Here is a 17,143-nt window from a genome sequence, read left to right on the forward strand (position 1 = left end):
AGGTGGGGCGAACGGGTCGACCCTAGTGTCCCGACCCCGGCAGCGGCTTGCTGGTCATGGTGACCGCGGTGCCCCCGGCGCTGTGCTCGATGTGCAGCGAGGCCGTGCAGGTGCTCATCATCAGCAGCCCGCGGCCGCGCAGGCCGGGGTCGGCCGGGACGGGGCGCCAGCGGCCCTGGTCGGTGACCGACACGGTGACCAGGCGGCCCTGGGACCCGGTGGTGGTCCAGGCGTAGACGTTGACCGTGCCGGGGACGGCCTGCCCCAGGTAGGCGTGGTCGACGACGTTGGCCACGGCCTCGTCGACGGCCAGGATCACGTCGTCGAGGTCGTCGTCGCGCCAGCCCCAGCGCAGCAGCCACTCCCGCAGCCGCCTGCGCACGACCCGCGCCGACGCGGCCTCCGCGGTCAGCGCGACGAGCAGCTCCACCGGCGGTACCGGACCGTCGACGGGGACGGCTGTGCCCAGCATCCCGTCGCCGGGTGAGGCCGATCCTTCTGCAGCCATCCGGCCTCAAGTATGCGCGCCGCGCAACCGGGGACCGATGGCGGGAGCCGGACCGCGCCCCGCCGGCGCCGGGCCCCGGTCAGGACGGCTCGTCCCCGGGGGTCGTGCCGTCGCGGGCCTCGGCGTCCTCGGGATCACCCAGCTCGTCGGATCGCGGCGGGTCGACCCGGCGCCCGACGACCCGCTCCTCCATCTCGTCCACGGCGTCGCTGAGCTGGTCCTGGTCGGCCGGGTCGGGGTCGGACGGGGTCGTGGCAGCCATCGGGACGTCCTCCTGCGTGGTCCGCACGGCGCGGTGCCGCGAACGACCGTTCCCGCGCACGCCCCCGGCAAACGGCCGGCGGGCCCGGCGCCGAGCCCGTCCAGCCTAGGGGGTCCTCAGGGCGCGGCGGGCGCTTCGGCGCGGCGGGCGAACCGCAGCAGCCTGCGGATGGCGACCGGGTCGTCGTCGAGCTCGACGCCGCGGGGTGGGCTCGCCGACCCCGCGGGCTCGCCGACGGCCCACTCGACGACGTCGGCGGGCTCGGGGACCAGGCAGCGCGGCGTCGCGCCCGGTCCGGCGTAGTGGGCCGGCGGGCCGCCCGCCGTGCGGTGCGATAGCGACCAGCCGTGGGCGGGGCCCCAGCTCAGCGTGCGCCCGGTCAGCTCGGGCCGGTCGCGGCAGAAGCCGAACGCGAGCCGGATGCCCAGCAGGGTGGCCTCCCGGACCCCGCCCCGGTCGTCGAGCCGCAGCCCGCGGCGCGCGGCCTCGCGCAGCACCCGCTCGCGGTAGCCGCGCACCGACGCGGCCGTCTCCTGGCCCAGTGCCGCCACCAGCGCGTTGCCGTCCATGCCCTCGAGCCTGCTGGCTGGCGGGCCGCGGCGCCATGCGGTCCAGCACCCATCTCGGGGCGGGGTCGGCAGAAGAACCGCAGCGTCACGTGGCCCCAGGCGATCACCGTGCTCAGCGCCGGTGGCCGGTGCGGGTGGCGATGCCGATGCCACGACGTCGGCGCTCGTGGCGACCGCGGTGCCGTTGCCCCCGAAGTCGGCACCCAGCGAAGGCCACCACAGCGCTCAACCTGCGCGACCGGCTCGACCTGGCCCGCTACCCGTCCGGGCCGCGCTGATCGAGCCCTGACCGGCCGTCCTACGGGCGCTTCCGCGGCCGGCGGGGCGGCGGCGTGCGATCGGCGGTCAGGATCGTCCAGGTGATGGTGCCGACGCTCAGCAGCGCCAGCAGGACCATCGACCCCGACGCCGTCGCCAGCCCGATCACGATCGCGGGCAGCACCCAGACCGGCACGATCTCGTAGTCGGGCTCGAGCCCGCCGGCCTCGGGAGCGACGACCGGCTCCGCGGGCTCCTGCCCGGGCCGGCGGCCGCCGCGCGCCTCGTCCCGTTCCGCCATCGACCCCACCGCCCTCGCGTCACCGGCACCGCCGCTCCCGGGTGGAGCGCGGCCGGTGCGGTCCAGTCTTCGGCGGGCGCGGGCGATCCACCATGCGGGTCAGCACCCATATCCGCCGCCCCCGGCCTCCGACGCGCACGATCGGGCGCAACAGGGAGAGCGCGGCGGGCGGTCTGGCATCCTGGCCGCCGCCGGCGATGGGGTTGCCCGATGGAGTTCGAGTTCGAGCTGACCCGTCCGGCGCCGCCGCTCGCGCCCTACGTCGAGTCGGTGTGGTGGGCGCGCGGGCAGATCCCCTACCGCCGCGAGCGGATCGCCCCGACCGGCTCCACCGTCGCCGTGCTCGTGCTCGGCGCGCCGATCGTCCAGGTCCCGCGCAACGGCACCGGCGAGCGGTTCGTCGCGGCGCGCGGGTGGCTGGCCGGACCGCACGACGAGCCCGTGGTCAACGCCCCGACGGCCGAGACGTGGGCCGTCGGCGTGGTGTGCACGCCGGTGGGCTGCCGGGCCCTGTTCGGGGCCGACCCCGCTCCGCTGCGCGGACGCGTGGTGGACCTGGAGAGCAGGTGGGCCGCGGCCGGCCCGCTGCGGCGCTCGCTGCTGGGGCTGACCGAGCCGCGAGCGGGCACGGCCCTGGTCGAGGACGCGCTGCGTGCCGGCCTGCGCCCGCACGTGCGCGGCATGGCGCGCTGCGCGACGGTGGTGGCCGCGCTGGAGGCCGACCCCCGGCGGCCGATCGCCGCGATCGCCGCGGACCTCGGCGTCACCCACGGGCACCTCGACCGCGAGTTCGTGCGGGTCGTCGGGCTAGCGCCGCGCGCGCTCGCCCGCATCCTGCGGCTGCGCAGGCTGCTCGCGCGGATCGACGTCCACGCCGCCGTCGACTGGACCGCGCTGGCCGCCGAGTGGGGCTGGTTCGACCAGAGCCACTTCATCCGGGACTTCCGCCGCCACACCGGCGTCACCCCGTCTGGCTACGTCGCCGCGCAGCGCCGCGAGTTCGCGGCCGGACAGCACGAGCCCGGGTTCGTGCCGGAGAGGTGAAATCCGTACAAGCCGCCCCCGGCGCGGACCCCCACACTCCTGCGGACCGACCCCGCCGCCCCGAGGGAGCCGCCATGCGCCGCGCGTTCGAGACCGAGACCGAGATCGACAGGCCGGTCGCGCAGGTGTGGCGCGAGCTCACCGACTGGGAGCACGCACCGCGCTGGATGACCGGCATCGAGGCGATGAGCTGCGCCGGGGGCACCGCGCCCGGCTCGGTCGTCACGTTCTGGACCCGGGGCCGGTCCCGCACCGGCACCATCGCCGCCGTGGAGCCCGAGCGCGCGCTCATCGTCGAGTCCGTCCAGGGCGGCGTGACGGCCCGCTACACCTACCGCCTGCGCCCCTCCGGCTCGGGCACCACGGCCCGGCTCACCGCCGAGGTCGCCACCACGGGTCCGTGGACGCTGCTCGGACCCGTGGTGCGCGGCGCGATCCGGCGGGCCGACGCCGGCCAGCTCGACGCGCTGCGCGACGTGCTGGAGGGCCGGCGGGTCTGAGCGCCGCGCCGGCTACTCGGTGCCCGTCAGGAACTGCGACTTCTGCCCGAGCTCGGCGATCACCACGTTGGACAGCTGCGGTGGGGTGCCCTCCACCGCGCGCAGGTACATGTTCTGCTTCGGGCTCTGCCCGTCGAACTCCCACGGGCCGCGCGGGCTGTCGTCGATCGTGCCGACGCCCCCGAGCGCGACGTTCAGCGCGTCGCCGTCGAGGCCCGTGGTCGTGCGCAGCGCCCGGTCGAGCACCGCGGCGGCGTCCCACATCGACACCGAGTAGCAGGTCGGCACGGCCCGATGGGCCGCGCGGTAGGCCTCGACGAACGCCCGGTTGGCCGGGTTGTCCAGCCGGTCGGAGTAGAACAACGACGTCCGGACCCCCACCGCCGCTTCGCCCTGCCCGTCCAGGACCCCGCCCTCGGTGAGGAAGCCCGAGCCGTAGAGCGGCGTCGACTTGAGCCCGTACGCCGCGTACTGCTGCACGAACCGCACGGCCTCCGCACCGGCGAAGAAGCAGAACACCGCGCCCGCGCCGGAGTCGCGGATCTCCTTCAGGAACGGGCTGAAGTCCTGGGTGGTGCCGAACTCCGGGCCGGCCTGGCCCGCGATCGTGCCGCCCGCGGCCTCGAAGGCCACCTTGAACCCGACGCGCGCCTCGCTGCCCGCCGCGTAGTCCGGGGCGATGAGGAAGACGCCACCGGGGATGTTCTCCTGCGCCAGGTAGGGGCCGACGGCCGCGGCCACCTGGGCGTTCTGGAAGGAGGTCCGCCAGATGTAGGGGTTGCGGTGGCGCCCGGTGATGTCCGCGGCCCCGGCGTTGCCCACGATCAGCAGCTTCTTGGCCCGCACGACCAGCGGCGCCACGGCCAGCGCGGTCGCCGAGTTCACCAGCCCGACGACGACGTCGACCTGGTCGCTCTGCAGCACCCGCTGCACGGCGGGCACGCCCCGGTCGGGGCTGTCGCCCTCGTCGGCGACGATCGTGGTGACCTTGTAGCCGCCGAGCGTGTTGCCGTGCTGGGAGAGCCACAGCTCCCACCCGTGCTGCATGTCCAGGCCCAGGGGCGCGTAGTTCCCCGACTGGGGCACGACGAGCCCCACCCGGACCTCGCCGATCCGCCCACCCGACGCGCTGGCCTCGGGCGCGCTCCCGGCCCCGCAGGCCGCGAGCAGCGGGGCCCCCGCCGCCGCAGCCGCCAGGCCCAAGAACCGACGGCGATTCATGTCCGAAGCACTCATTCCCGACCGCTCCTCATCGAACACTGCGTGGGTTGTGTGATCCAGATCGCACGCGCAGCGAGAGAATAGCGGTCCACTACAGACGGTTGTCACCGGGCCAACCATTGCGTCTCTTCGGGTGAAGCCGCCGCTCGTCCGCACGCGCCGACCTGTCGCGGACGGCGACCAACCGTCGGCCGCACGACACGCCGGGGCTCATCTCGGTCCGATCGGAGCACCCGGGCGTGTCGGACCCGCGCCTGCTTGCCGTCTCAACGAAGAACTGACGGATCGGTTGTTCCGCTGAGGAGGCCCGCCTCGTCGAGCACATGGTCCTGTTGCGATTACAACGAATAGTGTGGGGTGCGCTGACTGCCGTCCCCGACCCGAGGTGCCGGTGCGATTGTGAACGCTTCACCTGCGAGCGCGGCGACTATCCCGTGGTGCCGATCCTTCCTCGACTCCGCACAAATGTTCGAGTAGAATCAAGGCATGACCTCGACCGAGCCCGCCGCCACGGCAGACCGCATTCGTGCGCTCGCCGCCGGGCTGCGCGAGAACGGTACGGACCAAGACGCGTTGAATGCACTCGCTGCTACTCGGGAGTTGACCCGAGCCATATCGCAACTGCAGGTCGAAGCCGTAGCCGTGTTGCAGCGCAGTGGTGCGTTCGCCGCCGCCGGACACCGGCGGCCCGAATCCGTGGTGGCCTCGGTGCTGACCGTGGATCGGGGGCGGGCGCGGGAGATCGTGCGCGCAGCCGAGCACGTCGCCGCGCGGGTGGATCTGCAGGGGCAGGTGTTGCCGCCGGTGCTGCCCGCGATGGCTGCGGCGTTCAGCAGCGGTGCGGCGAGCTTGCAGCACGTCGACTTGATCGCCCGACTCCTCGACTCACCGGCGGCGCGGCGGATCCCGCCCTACGCCTGGACCGGGATCGAGGAGCAGATCGCCGCGGTCGCCGACACGTCGACCCCGACGGAGCTGGCGAGGTTCGGGGCCGACCTGGTGCGCGCCTACGACCAGGACGGCGCCGAACCCGACGAGCGGGAGCCCGTGCAGGTCAACGAGCTACGCCTGACCCCGCTACCCACGGGGGTGGCGGGAAGATCAGCGGGGTGTTCACCGACCCGGTCCGCTACACGATGATCGCCACGGTCATCGACGCCAAGGCCACCCCGCGCACCGCCCAAGACCCGCGCAGCGCCGCCGAGCGCGACGCCGACGCCCTCGCCGAGGTGTGCGGGTTCGTCGCCACCCACGGCGACACCATCCTCCCCACCACCGCCGGGGAACGCCCTCGCCTGGCGATCACGATGGCCCTGACCGACCTGGAGAACCGGGCTCGCGCGGCCTGCCTGGACCTCGGTGGCACCCCGACTCCGGCGGCGCTGCGGGCGCTGTGCTGCGACGAGAAGGTCATCCCCATCGTCCTCGACGGCGACAGCCAACCCCTCGACGTCGGGCGAGAAGCCCGCACCATCCCCCTCCCGATTCGGCGCGCGATCGTCGCCCGCGACCACGGATGCGCCCACCCCGGCTGCGATCGCCCACCCAGCTGGTGCGAAATCCACCACATCAAAGAATGGGCCCGCGGCGCCACACCAAAATCGACAACCTCGTCATGTTGTGCTGGACGCACCACCAAGAGATCCACTCGACGGAATGGCTCGTACGCATCGCCCGTGACGGCCTACCGGAGTTCATACCCCCGGCCTGGCTCGACAAGGAACGCACACCCCGACGGCACCCGAGAACCGGACCACCCGGGCGCCCGGACCCGACTCGACCACCGCAGATCAACCCCGGCCGGAGTGTGTCCCGTGTTCCGCGCTGACCCCGTGGGCACAGGTGCCCACACCCTCCCGAAGCCCCCTGCTCGGATCCGAGGTCGCCCGCCGCGCAGGCGCCGCCGGAGGCGCACGAGAGGCGACGAGGCGACCGCGTCAGACGAGATCCACCACCCCGAACACCGGCTCCGGCCGCCGGCACGTCGTGGTGAGCGCGACCGAGGCCCGGGTGTCGGCGGCCGTCTGGACCGACTGCATGACGTCCAGCACGTGCAGCGCCACCTCGGCACCCGCGCGGTGCGCCCTCCCCTCGCCCAACGCCGCGGCGAGGTCGGCCAGGCCGCACCCGCGCCCGGCGTCGCGGAAGCCCGCGACGACCCCGACGTCGACCCACTCGGTCGCGGCGGCGGGGTGCAGCTCGACCTGGCCGGTGAACAGGTTCGGGTCGGGCACCGACAGCGAGCCGCCGGTGCCGTGGACCTCGATCGCCGGGAGCCGGGCCGCCCACACGTCGAAGCTCATGACCAGTGTGGACACCGCGCCCGACGCGTGCTCCAGGATCCCGGTGACGGTGGTGTCGACCTCGACGGGGAACGGGGTGCCGGCACGGGGGCCGCTGCCGATCGTGCGGGTCGGCAGCGGGCGCGTCGACGCGCCGACGACGCGCTCGACCGGGCCGAGCAGGTGCACCAGTGCGGTGAGGTAGTACGGGCCCATGTCGAGCAGCGGGCCGCCGCCGGGGCGGTAGTAGAACTCCGGGTCGGGGTGCCAGCGCTCGTGGCCCGGGGTGGTCATGAACGCCGTCGCCGAGTGCGGGGTGCCGATGCGGCCGGCGTCGACCACGGCGCGGGCCGTCTGGACCCCCGTGCCGAGGACCGTGTCCGGGGCGCAGCCCACGCGCAGGTCCGCGGCGGTGGCCGCCTCGACGACCTTGCGGCCCTCCGCCACCGACAGGGCCAGCGGCTTCTCCACGTAGACGTGCTTGCCCGCGGCGATCGCGGCCGACGCCAGCTCGGCGTGCGAGTCGGGCAGGCTCAGCACCAGGACGACGTCGACGTCGGGTGCGGCGAGCAGGTCGGGCAGCGGCAGGACCCGGGCCCCCTCGTGCTGGGCGGCGAGGGCCTCGGCCCGGGCGGTCTGCAGGTCGCTGACGGCGCTCACGCGCAGCCCCGGCGACCGGGCCAGGGTCTGGGAGTACTGCCCGGAGATGAACCCGGCACCGACCAGCCCGACCCGGAGCGGCCCGCTCACCGCTCGGCCTCGCAGAGCTCGGCCGGCGCTTCGCGCAAGCACTGCGTCAACGGTTCGCTCGCAAGCTCACTCACCGCTCGGCCTCGCAAAGCTCGGCCGGCGCCTCGCGCAAGCACTGCGTCAACGGTTCGCTCGCAAGCTCACTCACCGCTCGCCCTCGCAAAGCTCGGCCGGCGCCTCGCGCAAGCACTGCGTCAACGGTTCGCTCGCAAGCTCACTCACCGGGCCGCCCACAGCAGGCCGCGCTCGATGATCGTCGTGACCTGCGGCACGCGCAGGACGTCGAGGTCGTGGCCGGGCGTGCAGACGAAGACCCGGCCCTGGCCCCAGCGGCGGGTCCAGACGGCCGGGGAGGTCACCGGTCGGTGCCACGCGTCGAACTCGCGCGCATCGAGGGTGGTGGTGGCCAGGACGTCGACGTACTCGTCGGTGAGCACCCAGTACTGCTCGGTGACCAGGTCGAAGTCGTCGATGCCGCGGATGATCGGGTGCTCGGCGCCCGGGACCATCCGCACCCGGTAGGGGATGAAGTAGTCGGCCTGCTCGCCGCGGCGCTCGTCGGGCGCCTTGGGCGGGTGGCAGGCGAACTGGCCGCCGACCATGTGCAGGTAGTCGCTGGAGGCGCGGTAGGAGTCGGCGATGCCGCCGTGCCACCCCGCCAGTCCGGTGCCGGCGCGCACGGCGGCCGTGAGGCCGGCCAGCTCGTCGTCGGCGATGGTGCTCATGGTCATGCACTGCACGACGAGGTCGACACCGGCCATGTAGTCGGCCTCGGCGTACACCCCCGGCGAGTCCTCGACGCGGACGTCGAAGCCGTTGGCCCGCAGGTGCGGCAGGAACATGTCGGTGGCCTCCACCGGGTGGTGCCCCGTCCACCCCCCGCGCACTACCAGTGCCTGCCGTTCCCCCACTTACGCCCTCCGCTCAGTTCGTGACCAGTGCCAGTAGTCGTTCCACATCGTCGTGCAGCCGGGCGGGGGCCGGCTCCACCCCGGACAGGTGGCGCAGGAGGGCCTGCTGGAACAGGCCGTCGAAGCAGGCGTAGGCCGCTGTGAACGGCAGCGCGGGGACGCCGTCGACGAGCTCGGCGTAGCGGCCGACGACTCGGGTGATCATGTCCTCGAGGATGGCGTCGATCTCGCGGACGTCGTCGCGGAAGGCGGGCTCGAACAGCGACTGGGAGCGCAGGTCGTACCAGAGCCGGTGCATGCGGGCGTCGGCGACGAGGGTGCCGGCCATGGCCTCGGCGAACCCGGCGGAGAGCTCCTCGCCGGTGCGGGCGGCCGCGACGACCTCGTCGTAGCGCTGCACGCACACCGACTTGTACCGGCGCACGCAGTAGGTGATGAGCTCGACCTTGTCGCGGAAGTAGTAGTGCAGCACGCCGTGCGAGAAGGAGGTGTGCTGTGCGATCTCGCGCAGGCTCGTACGGGCGTAGCCGAGCTCGGACAGGGTCTGCAGCGCCGCGTCCGCGAGCTCGCGGCGGCGCTCCTCGAACTTGTCGGCCCGTCCGACGGTGGCTGTCATCTCGGCCAGGCTAACCGACCCCACCCGTTTGGACACTCGTCCAGACAATTCTTGACACTCGTCCAGAACTCCTCCACGGTGGTGCTCCGCATCACAGGCGACATCACCGGCGATGACGAGAGGGGCACGGATGAGTCCGTTCGATCTGGCGGGGAGGCGCGCGCTCGTCACCGGCGGCGCACGCGGCCTGGGCGCAGGCATGGCACAGGCGCTGACCGCGGCGGGGGCCCGGGTGATGATCGCCGACGTGCTCAAGGACGTCGGCGAGCAGACCGCCGCGGGTCTGGAGGGCGGCGGCTTCGTCGAGTTGGACGTCACCGACGACGCGGCCTGGGAGAACGCCGTCGCGCACACCGTGCGCGAGCTCGGCGGGCTCGACGTGGTGGTCAACAACGCCGGCATCGAGGTCACCCAGCTGATCGTGGACACCGACCCCGACGACATCCGCAAGATGCTCGACGTCAACGTGCTGGGCACGATGCTCGGCATCAAGCACGGGCTGCGGGCCATGCGCCCCGGCGGCGCCGCCGGCGACGGCGGCGCGATCATCAACGTGGCCTCGGTCGCGGCCACCATCGCCTTCCCGGCCATCGCCGGCTACTCGGCCACCAAGTCCGCGGTCGACCGGCTCACCCGGGTCGCGGCGATGGAGTCGGGCAAGCTCGGCTACGGGGTGCGGGTCAACTGCATCTACCCCGGGCTCGTCGCCACCGACATGGGCGTGAAGCTGGCCGTGGAGACCTCCGGCCTGGGCCTGTTCGAGAGCCCGGACGCCGCCGTCGCCGCGGTCGTCGAGCTCACCCCGTCCGGGCGCCTGGGCGAGGTGTCCGACATGGCCGACGCGGTGGTCTTCCTGGCCTCCGACGCGTCCCGGTTCGTCAACGGCGTCGGCCTGCCGGTCGACGGCGGGATGGGCATGTGACCGTGAGCGAGCCCGCGAGCGAACCATCGGCACCAGTCGGACCGAGCGCCAAGCCCGTCGTCGTCTACGGGGTCTCCGGCTACACCGGCCGGCTGATCTGCGAGTACCTGCGCGAGTACCACGTGCCGTTCATCGCGGCGGGCCGAGACGGCAAGAAGGTGCAGGAGGTCGTCGACCGGATCCCCGGCATCGACACCGTCGCGCACGACGTCGTCGAGGTCGGCCACGACGTGGAGTCGCTGACCCGGCTCTTCGAGGGCGCCTCGGTCGTGTGCAACACCGTCGGGCCGTTCATCAAGCTCGGGCCCGAGGTCGTCGAGGCGAGCCTGGCCGCGGGCTGCCACTACCTGGACACCACCGGCGAGCAGGACTGGGCGCTGGACGCGCAGAAGCGGTGGGGGGCCGCCTTCCGCGAGGCCGGCCTGCTGCTCTCCCCCGGGGTCGCGCAGATGTACACCACCGGCGAGATCGCGGCGAACATCGCGCTGGAGACCGCGCCCGGGCTCGACACGCTGGACATGCTGGTGCTCTGGAAGGGCTTCCCGACCTACGCCTCCACCCAGACGATCTTCACGATCCTCAAGGCCGACTGGTTCCACCTGCAGAACAACGAGTACGTCGCGTGGGACCACCGGGCCACGCGCGAGTGCGTGGTGCCCGGCCAGCACGGCACCGCGCTGACCGTGCCGTGGGGCGGCACGCTGCACCCGGTCTGGTTCAAGGACGACCCCCGGGTCGCCACCTGCCTGGTCACCGGCGGCGTCATGGACCGCGCGGTCATGGACGGCGTCGTGGCCACGACCGGGATGTTCGAGGACCAGATCCGCCCGCTCGACCGGGCCGGCCAGGAGGCCGCGCTGTCCGAGATCGCCGCCGGCCTGCAGGCCGACATGCCGCCGCGGGAGAACCCGCGGGTCAACACCTCCATCGACTCCGTGCACGCGTCCGGTCCCCTCGGGCGCGTGCACGTGACCATCCACGGCAACTCCAACTACAAGCAGACCGGCCTGCTGCAGGCCTACTGCGCGTACTCGCTGCTGCAGCAGCCGCCCCGCCGGGCCGGGTTCGCCTCGGCCTGCCAGGCGTTCGGGCACCGGGAGCTGCTGGGCGTGCTGCGCAACTTCGGGCTGGTGCTCAACCCGGTCGTGGAGGCGCACGCGTGAGACCGGTCCCGCACGTGGTGGTGGGGCGGCCGTCGGAGGGGGCGGCGTGGCCCTGACCGCCTACCTGGACAAGGGTGCGTCGCTGGGCGGCGACGCCCCTTGTCTGGTCAGCGATGGGCTGACCCTGAGCTACGACGACGTCGTCGACCACAGCCACGCCGTCGCCGCGGCGCTGGCCAGGGAGGGCGTGCGGGCGGGCGACAAGGTCGCCGTGCTGTCGGGCAACGACCCGGTCGCCTTCGCCACGGTGTTCGGCATCGCCCGCCGCGGCGCGGTGTGGGTGCCGATCAACCCGCGCAACGCCGCCGCGGAGAACCGCGAGCTGCTGGAGCTGTTCGACTGCGTCGCGCTGTTCCACTCCGCGGCCTACGCCGAGCTGGTGGAGGCCATCGCCCCGCAGCTGCCGGGGCTGCGCACCATCGTGCCACTGGCCGACATCGGAACCTGGACGGCCGGCGAGCGGACCGAGTACGGCGCCACTCCGCCCGACGACACCGTCATGATCGTCGGCACCGGGGGCACCACCGGGCGCCCCAAGGGCGTGCAGCTCAGCGACCGCACGATCGAGACGATGACGGCGATCGTGCTGATGAGCTACCCGTTCCGGGGCAGGCCGGTGTACCTGGCCATGGCCCCGCTCACCCACGCCGCCGGCGTGCTGTGCTTCCCGGTGATGGCCCTGGGCGGGCGGATCGTGGTGATGGCGGCCCCGGACACCGGGGCGTTCCTGGCGAACGTGCCCGCGCACCGGGTCACGCACACCTTCCTGCCCCCGACTGTGATCTACCAACTGCTCGACCACGAGGACCTGCCGCGCACGGACCTGTCGTCGCTGCAGTGCTTCTGGTACGGCGCAGCGCCGATCTCACCGACGCGGCTCGAACAGGCGCTGACCGCGATCGGCCCGGTCATGGGGCAGCTCTTCGGCCAGTCCGAAGCCCCGATGATGATCTCCACGATGGCCCCGGCCGAGCACTTCCGACCCGACGGAACCGTCGCCCACGAGCGGCTCACCGCGGCCGGGCGCCCCACCCCGCTGGTCACCGTGGGGATCATGAACGGCGAGGGGCGGCTGCTGGCGCCCGGTGAGCGCGGCGAGATCGTCGTGCGCGGCTCGCTGGTGATGACGGGCTACTACCGCGACCCGGAGGCCACCGCCGAGGCCTCGCGGTTCGGCTGGCACCACACCGGCGACATCGGCTACCTCGACGCCGACGGCTACCTGTTCGTCGTCGACAGGGCCAAGGACATGATCATCACCGGAGGCTTCAACGTGTACTCGGCCGAGGTCGAACAGGCCCTCATGACCCACCCGGACGTCCGCGACTGCGGCGTCGTCGGCGTGCCCGACGACAAGTGGGGCGAGCGGGTGGTCGCCGTCGTGCAGCTGCACCCGGACTCCACGGCCGACGAGGCCGAGCTGATCACCGCGGTGAAGACCAGGATCGGCAGCGTGAAGGCGCCCAAGCAGGTGCTGATCTGGCCCGATCTGCCCCGCTCGACCGTCGGGAAGGTCCTCAAGACCGCCATCAAGGAGAAGCTGCGCTCCAGCTGACCGATGAGATCCCCCGGCCGGGGGTGTCTGACCCCGCAACAGCACCTTCGGCGCGGGGAGGCAGTACATGGCGGTCGCGGAGAGCGTGGACGCGGGCACGGCGGCGGCGGAGGCGCGCCGGGTGGTGGCCGCGAACACCTACATGACCCTGGCCACCGCCGACGGCGACGGGCGGCCGTGGGCCACCCCCGTGTGGTTCGCCGACCGCGACTGCGCCGAGTTCGTCTGGGTGTCGCGCCCGGGGGCCCGGCACTCCCGCAACATCGCCGGCCGACCCGCGGTCGGCATCGCCGTCTTCGACTCCACGGTGGCGGTGGGCGGGGCGGCGGCGGTCTACGCGGAGGCCGAGGCCGAGGAGGTCGGCCCCGACGAGCGGGCTGCCGCGCTCGCGGTCTACAACGAGCGCGCGCGGGAGCAGGGCATCGGCTCGTGGGACGAGCAGAGGGTCGTCGGGGCGTCGCAGTTCCGGCTCTACCGGGCCAGGGCGTCGCGGGTCTACGTCCTCGACGAGCACGACGGACGGGTCGAGGTGAGCGGTTAGCCGGTCAGGGCGCCGCCTCCGCCCCGGCCCGCCCGGCCAGGGTCCGCACCTCGTCGACGATCCGGGGCCAGATCTCCCGGGGCAGGTCGTGACCGACCCCGGGCAGCGGCACCAGCCGGGCCCCCGGGATGGCTCGCGCCGTCGCTCGCGCGGCCGACGGCCGGCCGATCGGGTCCTGCTCGCCGTAGAGGACCGACGTCGGGACGCGCAGCTCCGCCAGCCGCCCGCCGCTCCAGGGCGCGCCGGTCTGGCGGCCCATCGCGGCGGCGTCCCGGATGCCGCGGGACATCGCGGTCTCGCGCTCGATGGCGGCGCGCGCGAGCGACTCGTCGAACGGGTAACCCGGCGAGGAGATCCGCCTGGCCATCGCCAACCCGACCGCGAGGTCGCCCTCCGGACCCTCGGGGGCCGTCAGGCGCGCCGCCCAGATCACGAAGCCCAGCCGGATGTGGCGGAGCTGGGCGAGGCCGCCGGCGTCGCTGGGCATCGCCGCGGACACGGTGATCGTCCGGACCCGGTCGGGGTGGCGCAACGCGATGCGCTGGGTGATCAGCCCGCCCAGCGAGTGGCCGAACAGGTGCGCGGAACCCCAGCCCAGCGCGTCGAGCACCGCGACGGCGTCGTCGGTCATGTCCTCGGCCGTGTAGGCGACCGGGCGCCGACGGAGCAGGCCGGCGAAGGGGCTGACCTTCTCGGCGTCGGTGAAGTGCGTGGACTGGCCGGAGTCGCGCTGGTCGTAGGCGACGACGTGGAAGCCCGCCTCGACCAGCGCCGAGACGAACCCCGCCGGCCACCACGCCCGGGACGCGCCCAGGCCCATCACGAGCAGCAACGGATCACCACCCGCCCCGCCCAGGTCCTCGTAGGCGATCCGGACGTCGCCGTTGGGCGCGTACCGAGTTCCCATCCCGCACCTCTTCGCGATCGTTGTTCGCGATCGACGCTACCTGATCGCGTACGCCGTTCGCAAATAGGGTCCGTCGACTCCCGCACAGAGGCGGTCAGACGGCCTACCCGGGTCCGGGCACGTGCTTGGCCCGCAGGTACTCCCCCACCGACTTGCCGATCTGGTCGACCCGCAGGTTGGAGGAACCGCCGCTGCCGAGCAGGCCGGTCAGCACGAGGTGCACCGCGCGCAGGTGCGGCAGCTCGTGGCGGACGATCCGGCCGGCCGCCTCGGGCAGCAGCCGCTTCACCCGCTCCGTGGACAGCGCGGCCCGCAGCCACTCCCAGTGGGCGGGGTCGGGCACCCAGACCCCGACGTTCGAGTTCCCGCCCTTGTCGCCGGCCCGGGCGTGGGCCAGCTCGCCGAGCTCGATCACCGGGCCGTCCGGGGCCGGGCCGGACGCCTCCGGGTGCGCAGGCTGGGCCAGCTCCTCGGGCGTGGCGGTGCGCGACGCGACCGGCACCTCGATCCGGGTGCCGTCGTCGAGCACGACGTGGTGGTCGAGCAGCTCGGCGGGCAGCAGCGCGGGCCAGTAGTCCATCCGCGGCCACGGCTCGGTGGCCCGCGGCGCGTGCCCGTCGTGGTGGAAGCCCGGGAAGCCCTGCAGGTACAGCGAGCCGACGGCGGGGGCGAAGCGCAGCAGCGGCTCCGGGCGCCGCGCGGTGGCGATCACCCGGATCGGGACCGTGGCCTCCCACTGGCTGGCCGGGTCGACCGCGGCCACCCCGAGCGGGGTGATGTCGAGCTGGTCGACGTGGCCCTCGAGCCGGTCGCGCAGCTGCGCCCGCAGCAGCTCCACCTTCCCGGCCACGTCCGGCGCGGTGCAGAACAGCATCGTGGAGATCTCGTAGCCGATGGGGGCGAACACCGCGACCTTGGCCGTCGGCGGCGGCGGGGACCCGGTGACCGGACCGATCGCCACGCGGTCGAGGCCCACCTGCTCCAGCCGCACCGTGTCCAGGTGCACCGTGGCGTCGGGGTTGAGGTAGCGCGGGCCCTGGATCTCGTAGAGCAGCTGGGCGGTCACCGTGTCGACGGTGACCATCCCGCCGTCGCGGGCGTGCTTGGTGATGACGCTGCTGCCGTCCGCGGCGACCTCCGCGATCGGGAACCCCGGCCGCACCATCCCGGGCACCGAGCGGAAGCCGGAGAAGTTGCCGCCGGTGGCGTGCGCCCCGCACTCGATGACGTGCCCGGCGGTGACCGCGCCGGCGAGCGCGTCGACGTCGTCCGGGGTCCAGCCGTGCCACCAGGCCGCGGGCCCGGCGGTCAGCGACGCGTCGGTGACCCGGCCCGCGACGACGATGTCCGCGCCCGCGGCCAGCGCGGCCGCGATGCCGAACCCGCCCAGGTACGCGTTCGCCGCCACCGGCTCGACGCCCCAGTCCTTGATGGGCTCGCCGGTGTCGAGGTTCTCCAGCGCGTGCCCCTCGGCGTGGAACTCGCCCAACCTGGCCGCCACGTCGTCGCCCCCCACGTGGGCCACCCGCAGGGCCAACCCCGCCTCGACGACCTTCTCCCGCACCGCGGCGGCCATGCCGGCCGGGTCGAACCCGCCGGCGTTGGTGACCACCTTGATGCCGCGCCGGGCGATCTCGGGCAGGTGCGGTACCAGCTGGTCCAGCGCGTAACCCACCCACCCCGGCCTGCCCCTCCCGGCCGCCGCGGCCAGCGCGGCCAGGGTGACCTCGGCCAGGTAGTCGCCCATCAGGACGTCGACCGGGTCGCCCGCCATGGCCTCGTCGACGGCCGTGACCCGGTCGCCGAGGTAGCCGGAGACGTTGGCGATCCGCACGGGGCGCGCACTCATGCCCCCACGCTAGGAAACCGGGCCACCCAGGGCCATAGGCCAGCTGATCGAACGTTCCGTCAGAAGCGGGGTGAGGATGGTGCGCTCGATCTCGGCGACGGCCGGTGCCCCCTGCGGGGCAGGACGCCGAACCGGAGAGGCGCGCGCGGGGCCAGGTCGCGATCAGACGCGCGGACCGAGGAAGAGGCCGCCACTCGCGTCGATGACCTGGCCCGTGATCCAGCGGGCGGCGTCGGAGGCGAGGAACGCGACCACGTCGGCGACGTCGTCGGCTCCGCCCAGCCGATCCAGCGCCGTCATCGCGGCGATGGCCTCGGCCAGGCCGGCCGCCGCGAAGGCCGCGGCGTTGGTCGCCGTCCGGGTGGCACCGGGGGCGACGGCGTTCACCGTGATCCCGCGGGCCCCGAGCTCGTTGGCCAACGTCGTGCTCATCGTCTCGACCGCACCCTTCGTCATGGCGAACGAGGTCTGGCCGGGGTTGGCCATCCGGGTCGCCACCGACGAGATCGTGATGATGCGGCCACCGTCGCGCAGCAGCGGCAGCGCCCGCTGGATGGTGAAGTACGGCGCCCGCACGTTCACCGCGAAGAGGTGGTCGAACTGCGCCCGCGTCGTGGCGGCGAGCGGGCCGGCGGGCGCGGCCGCCGCGTTGTTGACGAGGACGTCGAGCGGCTGCCCGGCCAGGCGGGCCTCGACCCCGGCGAACAGCGTCTCGACGTCGTCGTCCACGCCCAGCTCCGCCCGGACGGCGTGCGCGGTTCCCCCACCGCGCTCGATCTCCGCGACCGTCGCCGTCGCCCCGGCCTCGTCCGTGCCGAAGTGCACGACGACCACCGCCCCCTTCGCCGCCAGCCGGGTCGCGATCGCCTGTCCGATGCCGCGCGACGCTCCCGTCACCAGAGCCGTCCTGCCGGTCAGTTCACCCATGCCCACCGTGTCCCCCTGTTAGTCGCTACCAATGTGGTAGTCACTCTCACCACGGTA

18 protein-coding genes are annotated in these 17,143 nt (G+C 73.6%); 7 read left to right on the plus strand and 11 right to left on the minus strand.

The features are described from left to right. Positions 1–22: 22 nt before the first annotated feature. The 4 genes from KDL28_RS03545 to KDL28_RS03560 form a co-directional block, all read right to left on the minus strand. Positions 23–508 carry an ATP-binding protein gene (locus KDL28_RS03545; protein ID WP_252435720.1) on the minus strand — a complete coding sequence of 162 codons (486 nt, stop codon included), beginning with the start codon at positions 506–508 and terminating at the stop codon, positions 23–25. Between the two features lie 79 nt (positions 509–587). Beyond that, positions 588–770: a hypothetical protein gene (locus KDL28_RS03550; RefSeq protein WP_252435721.1), complete on the minus strand. Its 183-nt coding sequence runs from the start codon at positions 768–770 to the stop codon at positions 588–590. A gap of 116 nt (positions 771–886) precedes the next feature. Next, on the minus strand, positions 887–1,339 hold the full coding sequence (locus tag KDL28_RS03555) for a hypothetical protein (RefSeq protein WP_252435722.1): 453 nt from the start codon (positions 1,337–1,339) through the stop codon (positions 887–889). A 298-nt stretch (positions 1,340–1,637) separates the two neighbouring features. Beyond that, positions 1,638–1,898 carry a hypothetical protein gene (locus tag KDL28_RS03560; RefSeq protein WP_252435723.1) on the minus strand — a complete coding sequence of 87 codons (261 nt, stop codon included), beginning with the start codon at positions 1,896–1,898 and terminating at the stop codon, positions 1,638–1,640. A 210-nt stretch (positions 1,899–2,108) separates the two neighbouring features. Between KDL28_RS03560 and KDL28_RS03565 the strand changes: the two genes are divergently transcribed. Together KDL28_RS03565 and KDL28_RS03570 are read left to right on the plus strand one after the other, a co-directional pair. Next, on the plus strand, positions 2,109–2,942 hold the full coding sequence (locus KDL28_RS03565; RefSeq protein WP_252435724.1) for a helix-turn-helix domain-containing protein: 834 nt from the start codon (positions 2,109–2,111) through the stop codon (positions 2,940–2,942). A 74-nt stretch (positions 2,943–3,016) separates the two neighbouring features. Further along, positions 3,017–3,442, plus strand: coding sequence for an SRPBCC family protein (locus KDL28_RS03570; protein WP_252435725.1), 426 nt, complete (start codon positions 3,017–3,019; stop codon positions 3,440–3,442). A gap of 12 nt (positions 3,443–3,454) precedes the next feature. Here KDL28_RS03570 and KDL28_RS03575 read toward each other — a convergent pair whose 3' ends face one another. Next, the gene (locus tag KDL28_RS03575) at positions 3,455–4,663 is read right to left on the minus strand and encodes an ABC transporter substrate-binding protein (RefSeq protein WP_252435726.1); all 1,209 of its coding nucleotides are present in this window, start codon (positions 4,661–4,663) and stop codon (positions 3,455–3,457) included. A gap of 486 nt (positions 4,664–5,149) precedes the next feature. On the opposite strand from KDL28_RS03575, the gene KDL28_RS03580 reads away from it, so the two are divergent. Next, positions 5,150–5,803 (plus strand): DUF222 domain-containing protein, encoded by a 654-nt coding sequence (locus KDL28_RS03580; protein WP_252435727.1) that lies wholly within the window; start codon positions 5,150–5,152, stop codon positions 5,801–5,803. A 797-nt stretch (positions 5,804–6,600) separates the two neighbouring features. Here the strand turns inward: KDL28_RS03580 and KDL28_RS03585 are convergent. The 3 genes from KDL28_RS03585 to KDL28_RS03595 form a co-directional block, all read right to left on the minus strand. Next, positions 6,601–7,695 (minus strand): Gfo/Idh/MocA family protein, encoded by a 1,095-nt coding sequence (locus KDL28_RS03585; RefSeq protein WP_252435728.1) that lies wholly within the window; start codon positions 7,693–7,695, stop codon positions 6,601–6,603. A 218-nt stretch (positions 7,696–7,913) separates the two neighbouring features. Next, positions 7,914–8,606, minus strand: a complete 693-nt coding sequence (locus tag KDL28_RS03590; RefSeq protein WP_308215916.1) for a ThuA domain-containing protein — start codon at positions 8,604–8,606, stop codon at positions 7,914–7,916. 13 nt (positions 8,607–8,619) lie between these two features. Further along, positions 8,620–9,222 (minus strand): TetR/AcrR family transcriptional regulator, encoded by a 603-nt coding sequence (locus KDL28_RS03595; RefSeq protein ID WP_252435730.1) that lies wholly within the window; start codon positions 9,220–9,222, stop codon positions 8,620–8,622. Positions 9,223–9,352: 130 nt separating this feature from the next. Between KDL28_RS03595 and KDL28_RS03600 the strand changes: the two genes are divergently transcribed. From KDL28_RS03600 to KDL28_RS03615, 4 genes are all read left to right on the plus strand, one after another. After that, entirely contained in the window at positions 9,353–10,144 is a 792-nt protein-coding gene (locus KDL28_RS03600) for an SDR family NAD(P)-dependent oxidoreductase (protein ID WP_252435731.1), read from the plus strand. A 2-nt stretch (positions 10,145–10,146) separates the two neighbouring features. Then, the gene (locus tag KDL28_RS41300; protein ID WP_252435732.1) at positions 10,147–11,307 is read left to right on the plus strand and encodes a DUF5938 domain-containing protein; all 1,161 of its coding nucleotides are present in this window, start codon (positions 10,147–10,149) and stop codon (positions 11,305–11,307) included. 46 nt (positions 11,308–11,353) lie between these two features. Further along, positions 11,354–12,862, plus strand: a complete 1,509-nt coding sequence (locus KDL28_RS03610) for an AMP-binding protein (protein ID WP_252435733.1) — start codon at positions 11,354–11,356, stop codon at positions 12,860–12,862. 67 nt (positions 12,863–12,929) lie between these two features. Continuing rightward, positions 12,930–13,403, plus strand: a complete 474-nt coding sequence (locus KDL28_RS03615) for a pyridoxamine 5'-phosphate oxidase family protein (RefSeq protein ID WP_252435734.1) — start codon at positions 12,930–12,932, stop codon at positions 13,401–13,403. Positions 13,404–13,407: 4 nt separating this feature from the next. Here the strand turns inward: KDL28_RS03615 and KDL28_RS03620 are convergent, their stop codons facing one another. From KDL28_RS03620 to KDL28_RS03630, 3 genes are all read right to left on the minus strand, one after another. Further along, positions 13,408–14,310 (minus strand): alpha/beta fold hydrolase, encoded by a 903-nt coding sequence (locus KDL28_RS03620; RefSeq protein WP_252435735.1) that lies wholly within the window; start codon positions 14,308–14,310, stop codon positions 13,408–13,410. A 103-nt stretch (positions 14,311–14,413) separates the two neighbouring features. Next, on the minus strand, positions 14,414–16,159 hold the full coding sequence (locus tag KDL28_RS03625; protein ID WP_252435736.1) for an acyclic terpene utilization AtuA family protein: 1,746 nt from the start codon (positions 16,157–16,159) through the stop codon (positions 14,414–14,416). 162 nt (positions 16,160–16,321) lie between these two features. Further along, the gene (locus KDL28_RS03630) at positions 16,322–17,086 is read right to left on the minus strand and encodes an SDR family oxidoreductase (RefSeq protein WP_252435737.1); all 765 of its coding nucleotides are present in this window, start codon (positions 17,084–17,086) and stop codon (positions 16,322–16,324) included. Positions 17,087–17,143: the final 57 nt, after the last annotated feature.

It is taken from the genome of Pseudonocardia humida (genome assembly GCF_023898865.1).
GTDB classification, from domain to species: Bacteria; Actinomycetota; Actinomycetes; order Mycobacteriales; family Pseudonocardiaceae; genus Pseudonocardia; species Pseudonocardia humida.